The following is a 13660-nucleotide window of genomic DNA, read 5'->3' on the forward strand; positions in this document are numbered from 1 at the left end:
AACGCTTGAGCAACTTCGATTTTCTTCATGCCATTTAACTCGATCGCTGGAATGACCTGATCAAAAAGGTATAAATGTACAGTTTGGGCCCCAAAGTCGGCGCGATCGCTCTGCAAAACTGGCGACTAATTGTAGTCGATTTTCTAACCGACGAAAGCGGTTGCTATACTTTAATTTAAATGCCGATCGGCTCGAATCGAACTCTTTGCCTGACAATAAAATCTCAATCCCTATCACTCTCTTGTTTCGGGGAGAATTTCGACTACATACTCCGGTACATATTCTGGTCGATTCTCTGGCCGATTCGGGGGCAAATTCTTGGGCAAATTCTCCGGTGGATGTTCTAGTCTGACTCGCCGGATCGGAAGATTTGCAATTAGTGCTGTGGCCCGCTGGTCGCTCTCCAGCGAGAACTCAGACCCGGTGGTATCGATTTCCACGTAGCGAGACACCACCTCTAGAATTTCTCGGCGCATCGACTCAACCATTTCTGGGCTGAGTTCTGAGCGGTCGTGGGCTAGAACCAGTTTGAGGCGCCGTTTTACCTCGTCGCGGCTGTTGTCAGGGGTGCGCGGGAAAAGTCGTTCGAGAAGTGTGTGTATCATGGGTCGGGCTGGTTTGTCAAGGGTTAGGCATAGAAAACGTCATACCATTTTCGATTTTCGAGTTTCGATTTTCGATGGGGGAATAAGTGATTCCCGTCAGGTTGGGAGCTGGTCTACAGTTTCATTCTTTTTGGGAACTGGTGTGAGTGGGGGAAATTTTGGGGTAGTTTTTGTGATGCGGTCGCTGCTGTTAAAGATCGATCGCCAATGAGCACATCACATAATTTTAGTATTTAAGAACTTGCGGAGGCGAGTAAAGAAGTTTTCCCGACGGGGATTGAGATCTAGAAAATCAACTTTTTCGCCTTCTAAGCGGCGGGCAATATTGTCGAAGGCAGTTCCAGCTAAAGAGGCCGTTTCCGACAATACTAATGGTTCGCCTCGGTTGGTGGAAACGATGACGCGCTCGTCGTCGGGAACCACGCCTAACAGCGGAATCGCGAGGATTTCCCGCACGTCTTGCACCGACATCATATCATTTGCCAGCACCATTGCGGGTCTGATCCGGTTGACGATCAGGTTGATTTTCTTGACGTTGTTGGCTTCCAGCAGCCCGATGACTCGATCGGCATCTCGGACAGCAGCGATTTCGGGAGTTGTGACAATTATCCCTTCTTGAGCCGGGGCGATCGCATTTTGAAAACCTTGTTCAATTCCAGCAGGAGAGTCGATCAAAATATAGTCGTACTTTGCTCCCAACATCCCCACAAGCTGCTTCATTTGCTCAGCGCTGATGGCATCTTTCATCCGAGTTTGGGCCGCCGGCAACAGCACCAAGCGCGGCTGCCGCTTGTCTTTCACCAAAGCTTGCTCTAATCGGCACTCTCCAGCGAGAACTTCTAATGCCGTGTAAACAATTCTATTTTCTAAGCCCAGCAGCAAGTCTAAATTTCTGAGACCGAAATCCGCATCAATTACGGCAACGTTGCGTCCCCGCTTAGCTAAAGCCATGCCGAGATTGGCTGTGGAGGTGGTTTTTCCTACCCCGCCTTTCCCTGATGTAACAACAATAATGCGAGCCATAAGCGATTTTTAGATTAGTTATTGCTAATTGGTAATTGGTAATTGGTAATTGGGAATTGGTAATTGGTAATTGGTAATTGGTAATTGCTAATTGGTAACAACTAACAAATGCCAACTAACAACTAACAACTGTCAACTGTCAACTGTCAACTGTCAACTGCCAACTGTCAACTGTCAACTGCCAACTGTCAACTGTCAACTGTCAACTGCCAACTGTCAACTGTCAACTGTCAACTGTCAACTGTCAACTAACCATTACCCCCGACTAACTGCGATTTGTCAAAATCAGAGGCTCTACCGATCCGAATCCCTTGAGGCGTCACATAGGCGACTTCCGGGAAAAACTGAGCGGGTGAGGTTTCTGGGCCTCTGGCAACATACTTAGCAATCCTAATCACCATCGGTTCCATCTGCAAGGTCATAATCACGCTTTTGGTGTTGCCACCGGCACCGGCGTGCACGACTCCCCGCAAACGGCCCCAAACTAGGATATCGCCTCCGGCGATAACTGAGCCGCCGGGATTTACGTCTCCCAAAAGTACGACGGTGCCCGGATGGCGAATTTCTACGCCCGATCGCACTGTCATCTGCAAATATAAAGGTTCCGCCAGCGATTGCGGTTTTTCAGCGGCGGCTTTATTCAGGGAAGAAACCGGAGGCTGCTGTTCTACACAATAGCCTGCTGTAGCTGCGGCAACGGCGGTTTGGCGGCGACTGGTGTGGACTCGTTTGAGTTGCAGTTCCACTTCGGAGAGGGCATCGGCGATTTCTTGTAGTTGGCGGATATCTAAAAGTCGATCGTTCCCCATCAATTGTACTTCTGCGTTTGGCTGCCAAAAGCGTTCTCCCGCATTCAGCCTGACTTTTAGCTGCTGCCAAAGTTCAGTCCAAGTCGAGGCGGAAGCTGTTGCGGGTTCACTATTGGTTTCTGGGGGGAGTAGCAACAGTAGCTGTCCATCTTCGGTTTTGAGTCGGACTTGCAGCTCCAAGCTGACTTCGGGTGTTGATTGAGTGGCAGGGGCGGAAGTAGCTCCGGCGGTGGCATCGGGTGTCATGGACAGGTCTGAGTTCAGGTAGGGACAGGTTAACATCAATATTAGCCTGAGTGGTCATTAGTCATTAGTCATTAGTCATTAGTCATTAGTCATTAGCAGGGCACTCCGCGCGCACTTTAGACAATTATAGGACTTACGCCTGGGGGTCTAGAAACCGGGTTTTTTTTACAAAAATACTTCGTTGCAACCCGCAGATTCGGTAAAAAACCCGGTTTCTTCGATCGGTGTATAAATCTTGAATTACTGATTACCAATTCCCCATTCGCCATAACCAATTCCCCATTCGCCATTACTATATGCAGCAAATAGAACGTTATCGCGGTAGTCTTCTGGGTTTGGCAGTTGGTGATGCTTTGGGTACAACTTTAGAGTTCTGTCGCCCCGGAACGTTTGCGCCTATTAACGATATGGTTGGCGGCGGCCCGTTTCGACTAGAACCGGGCGAGTGGACGGACGATACTTCGATGGCGCTTTGTTTGGCCCAAAGTTTGATTGAGAAGCAAGGTTTCGATCCTGTCCATCAGTTAGAAACTTATGTGCGGTGGTGGCGAGACGGACATTTGAGCAGTACGGGTGAATGTTTTGATATTGGCAATACGGTGCAACAAGCACTTTGGAAGTTTGAAGATACAAGAAAACCTTATTGCGGTTTTACCGATGCTCAGACTGCTGGAAATGGTTCGATTATGCGTTTGGCTCCGGTGCCTTTGTTTTATGCGAAAAATCCTTTGGAAGTCATAGATAAATCTGGAGAAAGTTCGAGAACTACTCACGCTGCTGCTACTTGTGTGGATGCTTGCCGCTATTTTGGTAATTTAATTGCGGGGGCTGTGAATGGGGTTGCTAAAGATGTGTTGCTTTCGGAAAGATATTGTCCGATTGGTGGCTATTGGGCAGCAAATCCGCTGGTGGCGGAGATTGATGAGATTGCGGCGGGTTCTTTTAAATTGCGACAACCTCCTGAAATTAAAGGTACGGGTTATGTTGTCAAGTCTTTGGAGGCGGCACTTTGGGCTTTTTACAACAGTTCTTCTTTTGCGGAAGGCTGTTTGTTGGCTGTGAATTTGGGCGACGACGCGGATACAACTGGTGCGGTTTACGGACAGTTGGCTGGGGCTTTTTACGGAGAATCTGGTATACCGCAAAAATGGATCTCGCAATTAGTCGATCGCACTTTAATTGCATCTTTTGGCGATCGGCTTTTCTCTTTATCTAGTTAAAATCGATGTTTTAAATCAAGGGTGACAATTCCCAGGCATAACATAAATAATTGTAGGGGCGGGTTCACCGAAATATATGACACCCACCGACAAATCAGATAAACCCGCCCCATCCCATTCAGAAACTAGCAACTTGAGTTAAAATAGACAAATTTACACAAAGATTTCTGGTTGAAGGTTAATACAATGGTACTCGAAGCCCCGTCTATCAAAGCCAAACCAACCGTCACCTGGGAACCCCTACCAGCTAACTTCGTATTACCCGACGATCCTGTGGAAAATATTCAACAACCTTCTCTCGCCGCTGGTCTCACCGATGCACTGGGAGCCGCAGGATGTATCCAGCCAGAAACGCTGATTGCCTCTAATTTGGGGCTAGTCGCCACAGTCAATAAAAAGATTGTTGTCAAAGCTCCAGACTGGTTTTATGTGCCGCAAGTGCATCCTCTAGCAGATGGGGTAATTCGCCGTAGTTATACTCCTCACACTGATGGTGCTAATGTGGCGATCGTGATGGAGTTTCTCTCGGAAGCAGAGGGAGGAGAACTATCGGTCAGAGCAACTCCGCCCTATGGTAAACTCCACTTTTACGAACAGATTCTTCAAATACCTACTTATGTCACTTATGACCCCTACGAAGGTATTTTAGAAGTGCGCTATTTGCAAGATGGGCGGTATGTTTTACATTCAGCCAATGAGCAGGGGCGGGTGTGGATTCCACAACTGGAACTATATCTGGGGATTTGGTCGGGGGAAAGGTTGGGACAAACCATGAACTGGCTGCGCTGGTGGGATGATGTAGGTAATTTGTTGCTGTGGAGTTCAGAACAAGCTGAGCAAGAAAGGCAAAGGGCTGAGCAAGAAAGCCAAAGGGCTGAGCAGGAAAGCCAAAGGGCTGACCAAGAAAGGCAAAGGGCTGAGCAGGAAAGCCAAAGGGCTGACCAAGAAAGGCAAAGGGCTGAACGATTGGCGGCTAAGTTGCGCGAATTGGGAGTTGATCCAGATTGAACGTTGATTGAAAGCTAATTTACGATCGCCCTGAATACACAGGACTTACCCAACTATCTACCAGAATAGGCGCAACCACAGGCAGATTGCCCCTACAAAACGCTATATTTTGTTGTTCGTAAGTCCTGAATCGAAAATCACAAATCGAAGAACCCTTGACGTGTGTAGCAATTCGTGATATTTTCATGCGCGTTTATCGGGATATAAAAAATATTTATGAATAAATCTTAAGTTTTAATTAAATTTAGTATTATAATTTTGGTAACTTCCAACTAAGTATTTATTCTCACTATGATAGCGGATCAATTTCCTTGGCTGACCGCAATTGTCATCCTACCCCTGGTAGCTTCCCTCGCCATCCCTTTTCTGCCCGATACAGACGGCAAAACCGTGCGCTGGTATGCCCTAGGCGTAGGTATTGCAGATTTTGTATTAATGTGCTGGGTGTTTTGGACTCATTACGATCCCAGCATCTCTACTTTCCAAATCGTCGAGCAATATCCCTGGATACCTTCTTTAGGCCTCAACTGGTCTGTTTCCGTTGACGGACTGTCTGTTCCGTTGGTACTGTTGGCGGGATTGGTGACGACGCTATCAATCTTTGCAGCCTGGGAAGTCGATCGCAAGCCACGACTGTTTTACTTCCTAATGCTGGTGATGTACTCCGCACAAATAGGAGTGTTCGTCGCCCAAGACATCATGCTGCTGTTCATTGTCTGGGAACTAGAACTAATTCCGGTGTACCTCCTAATCTCGATTTGGGGCGGACAAAACCGTCGCTATGCAGCTACCAAATTCTTGATTTACACCGCAGGCGCTTCCATCTTTATTTTGATAGCTGCCTTAGCAATGGCATTCTACGGCGGAGGCACCCCCACCTTCGACATGGTAGAACTAGGCTTGAAGGACTACCCACTGGGTTTAGAATTACTGCTTTATGCGGGATTGTTCATTGCTTTCGGTGTGAAACTGGCGATTTTCCCCTTCCACACTTGGCTACCTGATGCCCACGGTGAAGCATCTTCTCCCGTGTCGATGATTCTGGCCGGCGTATTGCTGAAAATGGGCGGATACGGACTGATTCGGCTGAATTTGGAACTTCTTCCCCAAGCACACGTTTACTTTGCACCGATTATGGCGGTGCTCGGCGTAGTAAATATTATCTACGGCGCGCTGAATTCCTTCGGCCAATCGAACATGAAGCGTCGCTTAGCCAATTCGTCGATTTCTCACATGGGATTCGTGTTGTTGGGTATTGCCTCCTTCACGGATTTGGGAATCAACGGGGCGCTGTTGCAAATGATTTCCCACGGTTTAATCGCCTCAGTATTGTTTTTCCTGGCTGGCGTTACTTACGATCGCACCCATACAATGATCATGGACGAGATGGGCGAGATTGGGAAAGTCATGCCGAAAGTGTTTGCTTTGTTTACCGCAGGCGCTATGGCATCTTTGGCACTCCCGGGAATGAGCGGTTTTGCTAGCGAATTGTCCGTGTTTGTGGGCGTCGCAACTAGCGATATGTACAGCGCTTCTTTCCGCGCGGTGACAGTGTTCCTGGCGGCAGTAGGACTGATTTTGACGCCGATTTATTTGCTCTCGATGCTGCGACAGTTATTTTACAACTGTGGAACCCTAGCGGCTTGCGACCTTGAGGATCTAAATTTGCAGAATCAGAGAAACAATCTGGATGAAGCGGTTTGTTTTGGTAATAGTTGCGTTTTGCCGGGTGATGCAGCGTTTATTGATGCTAAACCTCGGGAAGTGGCGATCGCATTTTGCTTTTTGATACCGATTGTCGGCATTGGTTTTTATCCCAACATGGCGATGCAAGTATACGATGCCAAGACTGTCGCAGTCAACGCAGAAGTCAGGCAATCTTACATCCAAATTGCTCAACAAAATCCTCGGATTTATGCGAATCAACTTTTGGTTCCCAAAATTGCCCAAGCTCAGAAATCGCCTGCTTTGGACAAAATTACAGGGTCTGAATCTGCATCGGTTTTTGGCATTGTCAAATAATTTTACCGAATTCTGTTTTTGTTGAAAATTGGGCGATCGCTTTTGTCAAAGGGCGATCGCTTTTTTCTTAGCGCTGAATTTCTGAAATAATCTGCGCCAGATTCTCCCTAGCATATCCCACCTCAAGAATCGATTTATCATCGAGATCAGAGGCAACTTTCTTCAATATCTTTAGCGGTTCTTCAAAGCCTGTCGTCTTCAAAAACAACACTTGCAACCGATTTTTTACTAATGCTAAAATAGAGCTACTTGGTTCGCCTTTATCCCCTTTCCGTTTAGCAATGTTGATGCTCAATTTGTGAGTTTTCAACAGCCTCATTCTTTCTATTCCTTGGGTCTTAACCGTCTCCAAAACCTCCGCTCTAATCTGATCGACTAATCTGTCGGTCACATATTGCACGATCAAAGGCTGAAGCATAAAAACAGTTTCCCCGCCCTCACTAATTTTGTCAATCAGTGAGCGACGACCCAGAGAATCGAGATTTTTCAGCAAATCTGAAAGCGATGAATTGACCAACATCTGCTCTCGCAAAGTCGCCAGGGAAATCGGGCTTTGAGCAATAGCAATCCAGTAGGCAATTTCTTGTTCAGAACTCGACATTCGATCGAACTGCTGCGCGAGCAAATTGCTGATATGTTCTTCAATAAATAAAGCCGTAGCTTCCAAAAGCTTTAAAACATTCCCCTCAAAAAACTCGTTAATTGTTGTCGCTACAATCTTTAATGCTAACAGATTGCCCCCGTACCGGGATAACAAGATTTCCAACTCTTGCTCTTGAGGCGACAAACCTTTTTCTTGGAAAATTTCCCGCGCTATTTCCTCGGAAATAGCAGGTTTTAAAGACCGCACTTTTTCTCCAGCCAGCAAAGCCAGTTCCGTAGGCTCTTCCGAACTAACTAGCAGTAAACAGCTATTGTGATTGACCTCACAGAGCCGCACAATTAAATCTTGATATCCTTCGTAGCCTTCGCGGTAGTGTCCCGCTAATTCTTCGGGTCTGAGAACCGCTTCAAAATCATCTAAAATTATCAGACAGCGGTGTTTCCGCAGATACTCGACCAAGCGCGAAATTTTGCTGTTGAGATCGATGGGCACATCGGGTTTTTGTGGGTTAGAAAAAAGTTGAATTAAGCTTCCTAGGAAGTCGGATGGTGCGGGTGTCGATCGCAGCGATCGCCAAATCACAAAATCAAACTCATTCTGTACCTGTTTTGCCAACTGCACCGACAGAGTTGTTTTGCCGCTACCAGCCAAACCCAGCAGCGCTACCAGGCGACAATTATCTGATACAATCCACTGCTTTAAAGTAGTTAATTCTTCAGTCCGTCCGTAAAAAACCGAAACATCCGGTGCTTGGCCCCAATCTTCCTGTCGGTGTCCGAGCGCCATCTTCAATAGGGAGCCTTTACCTCGACTAAAATCGCTCGTTCCCTGATCGATGTGGTATGAAAACAGCAACTGATGCCTCAATTCCGAAAGCTTTCCAGGGCCGTTCCCCCCGATCTGAAACTTTTTGTAAACTTCGCCGAGTCTTTTGCGAACGGCGATGTCGCTAATGCCAAGCTTTGTGGCGATCGTCGCTGTAGATTGACCGTCGAGAGCCATAAACACAGTTTCTAACTCGGCATCTGTGACACCGCGCTGTTTGGCGATCGTTTGCACAAAGTTTTGAGGAATCGGAGTAGTCAAGGTAGGAATCTCGTCTATACTAAAAATCTATCTTCTATTATATTGTGTGAGTTCTCGCAGGCGAGCAATTGAATCGAATCAGTCAACGTTCAGCTTGCTTTTTGTTGTTTGGGCAGTTTTAGATATTTATACCCAATTATCGATTGTGATACCAGTTTAAAAAATTGCTACTCTCGGCCCGTGATCCAAACCAATACACAATCAGTCATTCCCAATTCTTTAATCCTTTAATCTAAAATGGTATTGTAAAACTTCATTGAGTTTATAAGCAATTATAAACAATAATGGTATTATGTTGTAAGTGTTGAATAAGGAATACGCACAGCCTGAAAAACGGAAATCTCAAATGCAGTTAACAGAGAGGCACATCATTAAATCCACGGAACATCGTTTCGCCCAAATTGACGAACTAGCTTTCAAGTCCAAAAACCTCTACAATGCCGCCAATTACGTTATTCGTCAGAGTTTTATTTATGGGTGGGGCTATGTTAATTACAACGAAACGAACCGCTTGATGAAGTCTCATGAAGCCTACAAGGCTTTGCCTGCCAAAGTAAGTCAGCAAATCTTAATGGTTTTAGACAAGAACTGGAAATCGTTTTTTGAGGCTGTTAAAGCTTACAAAGTCGATCATTCCAAATTCACAGGTCGCCCAAAACTACCAAAGTACAAAGATAAGGTCAAAGGGCGCAACCTTCTCATCTACACGATTCAAGCAATTAGCAGCAAACAGTTGAAGAAAGGAATCATTAAACTTTCGGGTACAGAACTTTTAATTAAAACCCAAGTCAATCCCGACCAGGTTTGCCAAATTAGGCTGGTTCCGAAATGTGATTCCTATGTAATTGAGGTAATTTATGATGAACCGGAGTCCACCCTTGGCAACGCTAATTTTGTAGCTAGTATGGATTTAGGACTGGATAATTTAGTGGCGTTAACTTCAAATCAACCGGGATTTCTCCCTTTGTTGATTAACGGGCGACCATTGAAATCGCTCAACCAGTTCTACAACAAGCGAAAATCACGATTACAATCCCAGTTAAAAGGGAACCGCAAAATATCACCCCGAATTCAGCGCTTAACTCGCTGTCGCAATCAGAAAGTAGACAATTACTTACATCATGCTAGCCGTCTAATTATTAACCTTTTGCTCACCAAGCAGATTGGGACGCTAGTAATTGGCAAGAACGCGCAGTGGAAAACAGAAATAGATTTAGGGAAGCAAACCAACCAAAAATTTGTTAGTATTCCTCACTCTCGATTAATTGAGATGTTGGAATACAAAGCTCGGTTGGTAGGAATCGATGTAATTGTACAGGAAGAATCTTACACATCTCGCGCAAATTTTTTGGGTTTAGATTCAATCCCTGTCTACGGGAAAACAGAAAAAGAGCCTGTGTTTACTGGTAAACGAATCAAGCGAGGTTTGTACAAAACATCGACTGGTCGGTTAATTAATTCTGACGTGAATGCAGCGTATAACATTCTCAGAAAAGCAATCCCAAATGCGTTCAGCAATGGGATAGGGAGCTGCGTAGTTCAGCCGAGGCGGGTCGATCCGCTCAAAGTGAAAGGGAAGGGGGAGGGACTTGAAGCCTCCCATGTCATGCAATAAATGACTATACTTTTACCAGCTATGAGAAACGGGGAGTTAATCTGCATTAATTGTTGCTATTTCCCTACCCGTAAAACCTATTGTAGAGTGGAGGCGCGGCGATTAATTTATAGCACCAAACCATAAATATCCAACCGCCCCACAACCCACCGTCAACCAACAAGCGCGTAAATTCACAATTTTGGAAAGCAGCGCTGTATCAGCCAAAATTTGTCGCACTAGCGCGGTATTCTTGGGCCGAAAGCAGCCGCCAACTCCCCTCGCCCAGAAGTTCCAAAACCTGCTGGTGATATTTCACTAAGCTCAATCGGTGGCCGACACTCACAAACGTAGTTTTAGTGGCTTGCAACTGCTCGTATAAATGTTGCTCGTTCTTCAAATCCAAAGCACTTGTCGCCTCATCCAAAATAGCGTATCTCGGTTCCGTCAATAACAATCTAGCAAAAGCTAAACGTTGCTGTTCTCCCAGCGACAAAATCTCACCCCAATCTAAATCCGCATCAAAACCGCCCAATCTGTCCGGCAAATCTGCTAAGTTTACTGATGCCAAAACGCGGCGCAATTTTTCCTCATCAACCTCGCTGCTGCTGTTGGGATACAAAAGTTGCGATCGCAAACTACCCAAAATCATATAAGGACGCTGTGGCAAAAACAGCATTTCCCCCAATTCCGGCCGCGCCAAACGACCAGTTCCCGAATCCCACAAACCCGCAATTGCCCGCAGCAAAGAACTCTTCCCAGCACCGCTTTGCCCGACAATTAACAGTCCTTCACCGGGCTGCACTGCTACCGACAAATCCCTAATTAAAGTCTTTTGATGCTGCGGAGTATCTAAAGTAACGTGCTCCAGTGTCAACTGAGAATCTACTACTACATCTATAGCAGTTCCTCCGGCACGAGATACCGCTTTTTCCGCTTCCAGAGTATCTGTAAATACAGTCAAACGATTGATACTAGCGGCAAAAGAACTCAGCGGCTCAATCTGAGTTACAATCACAGAAAAAGCGCGCAAAACCTGACTAAAAGCAAAACCAGCTTGAGTGATATCTCCAAACTCGATTGTACCACTTTGATCGGCAAAATAAGTTGGAGCCAGAAACAAAGCCGGAATAATCACCACAGCATATCCGTATCCAGTTGTGAAATAATCCAAATTCCGCTGCCAACCAATTAGCAAATTAAAATTGCGAAATACTTCCACAAATCGCTGCTTTATTTGAAATGATTCTTGCTCCTCGCCTCCATAAAAAGCAATAGATTCGGCGTTGTCGCGAATGTGAACCAGTCCGTAGCGAAAATTTGCTTCTTTTTTAAGTTGCTCGAAATTCAGAGGTACTAATCTTTGACCAAAAACTAGAGTAGCTGTCGTGCCCACAATAGCATAGATAATCAGAAAAATCGAAAGTTGTTTTGAGATAGACCACAGGATACCAGTAAAAGATATAATATTAACTATTGAACCCAGGATGAGCAGCATAAATGACAAACTTGTCCGGGTAAAAGATCGGACATCTTCGGAAATTCGCTGGTCTGGATTGTCGATTTCCTTGTGTAAATTTATTTCGTAATAAGCCCGATTCTGAAAATACTTATCGAGGAACTTATTCGTCATCCACTCCCGCCAGTAGATACCCAATTTATCTTCGGTATACCGGTAAATTACCACAATGGGAGTGCCGACTATAAAAACCCCTGCATACACAAACAGATACTTCCAGTAATTGAGCTGGTCTTTCTTAGCTAGTGCTGTGTTAAAAAAGTTACCGACGTAACTAATTATTACATTCATACCGCTGACTGACAGCGACAAAAACAGCAGCAAAGTCAATAAAGCCCAGGGCTGCCAGTGTGCAGTCAATCTGTCTTTGAACCAGACAAAAGCACTGAAAGGAATAATTAACATTAAAGCCACGATCGCAATTGCGGGCGAATTAATAATTCCTTTCAACAAAGTAACTAAGCCGGCTGCAATACTATTGACAAATTCGGGAAATAAAACTTGAGTACCCAAACATACAGCGCTGACGAGCACAAACATCGCAGCGAAGAGAAATATCAACAACAGCGCCACTAATCCCAAAAATACCCTGCCTCCCCCAGGCTCTAAAGGATAAAAGTAAGGTTGAGCGATCGCAATAAATCTCTGCCACAACTGACGGTCAAATCGATTCATCTTTGCTGTTTACAAAACTACTTTGACTGTTCTAACATATCAAGTCTTGTGACAAACTGCAGCAGTAATTTATGTCGAAGTTTCGCGAAAAAATTTGTCTCACCCACAGACGGAAACTTGTTTTCCGAGTTAAGTGGTGGAGACCAAAAATTTGGGAGCTTAGTTCAAGCTCTTATATTCATCTGTTGAATCAATTCTTTAATCTCAAATCTCAAATCTCTCTAGCTGGAAGAAGTTGCGCTATCGCCGGCCAAGTCCGACTGCAATTTACTGGGGTAAAATCGTTGGCTAATCCCTAAAATTACTTGTTTCATTAGCCAATACAAAACAGCAATTACTACAAAAGTGACAGCCATTACTAAAACCGGACGCTTGCCTATCAAATCGTTCATTACACTGTTAACCAGCGCATCGGGGTTAGTAAGAATGTCCCAAGTGTTGAAGCGGATAAATCGCCCTAAATAAATGCCGATCGCCGAAAGTGCGTGTATAGTTATCTCCGTTACCAGGATAAATCTACTCAAACCCTGTTGCTTCAAATAGTAACCCAAATTCATCACCGACAGCACGTAAGCCCCAAACCCGGCTAGCATAAACGCCAGATACTGCGGGATCAAAGCCAGAGTCACAGTCCACACCGAGTTCCCCTCTTTAATCTGGCGGATCAGGTGAATGATATCAGTTAAAACGTAGGGCGCATTGGGTAAAAATGCGATAAACCAGAAAAAACCGCCCCACCACCGGAGAGAGCGAACTCCGCGCTGCCGCAGTACCCAGATGTCTACAGCCATCAGTGCCAGCGTAATCGCGATCGCCCCCAAAACGTAAGTTTTGCCCACATCTTGCACAATATGCTTCAGATAGCCTAAAACAGGGCGCGTACTGGACAAAAAAGTAGCGCCCAGGAGAAAGCCCGTACCCCACAGCAGCCAGCGCGATCGAGGTTTGCGGAACAGCCAAAAACTCAGGCCCAGCGGTACTAAACCCAAAAACAAATTCCAAGACATCCAGCGGACATTGTGTCCCATTGCTTGCAGGGCTTCCAGGATTAATCCCATCATGTCAATTTTTATACAATTAAAGGTTTGATGCAGCACCGCTTCATTCGCAGCTTCCGTCTATTTTAGTCCTTAACTTGCAGGGTGAGTTAGCCTCTGGCTCGGGGCGCTGCGCCTGAAAATCAAGAACTGCTGATGCACCCTACCACTGTGGAGTCAATCTCAAATCTCAAATCTCAAATCTCAAATCG

10 protein-coding genes are annotated in these 13660 nt (G+C 45.6%); 4 read left to right on the plus strand and 6 right to left on the minus strand.

All coding sequences use genetic code 11. The features are described 5' to 3' along the window. Window positions 1-233: 233 nt before the first annotated feature. The 3 genes from minE to minC form a co-directional block, all read right to left on the minus strand. The gene (minE, locus tag QUB10_RS16935; RefSeq protein ID WP_333157722.1) at window positions 234-605 is read right to left on the minus strand and encodes a cell division topological specificity factor MinE; all 372 of its coding nucleotides are present in this window, start codon (window positions 603-605) and stop codon (window positions 234-236) included. Between the two features lie 216 nt (window positions 606-821). Continuing rightward, window positions 822-1628, minus strand: coding sequence for a septum site-determining protein MinD (minD, locus tag QUB10_RS16940; protein ID WP_006635273.1), 807 nt, complete (start codon window positions 1626-1628; stop codon window positions 822-824). A 248-nt stretch (window positions 1629-1876) separates the two neighbouring features. Beyond that, complete coding sequence (gene minC, locus QUB10_RS16945; RefSeq protein WP_333203895.1) at window positions 1877-2683, minus strand: septum site-determining protein MinC; 807 nt, start codon at window positions 2681-2683, stop codon at window positions 1877-1879. A gap of 296 nt (window positions 2684-2979) precedes the next feature. Between minC and QUB10_RS16950 the strand changes: the two genes are divergently transcribed. The 3 genes from QUB10_RS16950 (at window position 2980) to QUB10_RS16960 (ending at window position 6933) form a co-directional block, all read left to right on the plus strand. Next, complete coding sequence (locus tag QUB10_RS16950) at window positions 2980-3903, plus strand: ADP-ribosylglycohydrolase family protein (RefSeq protein ID WP_333203842.1); 924 nt, start codon at window positions 2980-2982, stop codon at window positions 3901-3903. Window positions 3904-4089: 186 nt separating this feature from the next. After that, window positions 4090-4911, plus strand: coding sequence for a Uma2 family endonuclease (locus QUB10_RS16955; protein ID WP_333203843.1), 822 nt, complete (start codon window positions 4090-4092; stop codon window positions 4909-4911). A 291-nt stretch (window positions 4912-5202) separates the two neighbouring features. Then, complete coding sequence (locus QUB10_RS16960) at window positions 5203-6933, plus strand: NAD(P)H-quinone oxidoreductase subunit 4 (RefSeq protein WP_333203845.1); 1731 nt, start codon at window positions 5203-5205, stop codon at window positions 6931-6933. A 67-nt stretch (window positions 6934-7000) separates the two neighbouring features. Here the strand turns inward: QUB10_RS16960 and QUB10_RS16965 are convergent, their stop codons facing one another. Continuing rightward, window positions 7001-8623, minus strand: a complete 1623-nt coding sequence (locus QUB10_RS16965) for an NB-ARC domain-containing protein (protein WP_333203847.1) — start codon at window positions 8621-8623, stop codon at window positions 7001-7003. 346 nt (window positions 8624-8969) lie between these two features. On the opposite strand from QUB10_RS16965, the gene QUB10_RS16970 reads away from it, so the two are divergent. Then, complete coding sequence (locus QUB10_RS16970) at window positions 8970-10238, plus strand: transposase (RefSeq protein WP_333203849.1); 1269 nt, start codon at window positions 8970-8972, stop codon at window positions 10236-10238. A 199-nt stretch (window positions 10239-10437) separates the two neighbouring features. On the opposite strand, the gene QUB10_RS16975 is transcribed toward QUB10_RS16970, so the two are convergent. Both QUB10_RS16975 and QUB10_RS16980 read right to left on the minus strand, forming a co-directional pair. Beyond that, window positions 10438-12411 (minus strand): ABC transporter ATP-binding protein/permease, encoded by a 1974-nt coding sequence (locus QUB10_RS16975; RefSeq protein ID WP_333203851.1) that lies wholly within the window; start codon window positions 12409-12411, stop codon window positions 10438-10440. A gap of 221 nt (window positions 12412-12632) precedes the next feature. After that, the gene (locus QUB10_RS16980; RefSeq protein ID WP_333203853.1) at window positions 12633-13472 is read right to left on the minus strand and encodes a DUF1361 domain-containing protein; all 840 of its coding nucleotides are present in this window, start codon (window positions 13470-13472) and stop codon (window positions 12633-12635) included. Window positions 13473-13660: the final 188 nt, after the last annotated feature.

It is taken from the genome of Microcoleus sp. B5-D4 (genome assembly GCF_036705145.1).
GTDB lineage: Bacteria > Cyanobacteriota > Cyanobacteriia > Cyanobacteriales > Microcoleaceae > Microcoleus.

Bases quoted from the DNA above. Each gene is read 5' to 3' on its own strand.
- QUB10_RS16975 (WP_333203851.1), bottom strand. From the start codon at position 12,411: ATGAATCGATTTGACCGTCAGTTGTGGCAGAGATTTATTGCGATCGCT.
- minC (WP_333203895.1), bottom strand. From the start codon at position 2,683: ATGACACCCGATGCCACCGCCGGAGCTACTTCCGCCCCTGCCACTCAA.
- QUB10_RS16950 (WP_333203842.1), top strand. From the start codon at position 2,980: ATGCAGCAAATAGAACGTTATCGCGGTAGTCTTCTGGGTTTGGCAGTT.
- QUB10_RS16970 (WP_333203849.1), top strand. From the start codon at position 8,970: ATGCAGTTAACAGAGAGGCACATCATTAAATCCACGGAACATCGTTTC.
- QUB10_RS16960 (WP_333203845.1), top strand. From the start codon at position 5,203: ATGATAGCGGATCAATTTCCTTGGCTGACCGCAATTGTCATCCTACCC.
- QUB10_RS16955 (WP_333203843.1), top strand. From the start codon at position 4,090: ATGGTACTCGAAGCCCCGTCTATCAAAGCCAAACCAACCGTCACCTGG.
- QUB10_RS16980 (WP_333203853.1), bottom strand. From the start codon at position 13,472: ATGATGGGATTAATCCTGGAAGCCCTGCAAGCAATGGGACACAATGTC.
- minE (WP_333157722.1), bottom strand. From the start codon at position 605: ATGATACACACACTTCTCGAACGACTTTTCCCGCGCACCCCTGACAAC.
- minD (WP_006635273.1), bottom strand. From the start codon at position 1,628: ATGGCTCGCATTATTGTTGTTACATCAGGGAAAGGCGGGGTAGGAAAA.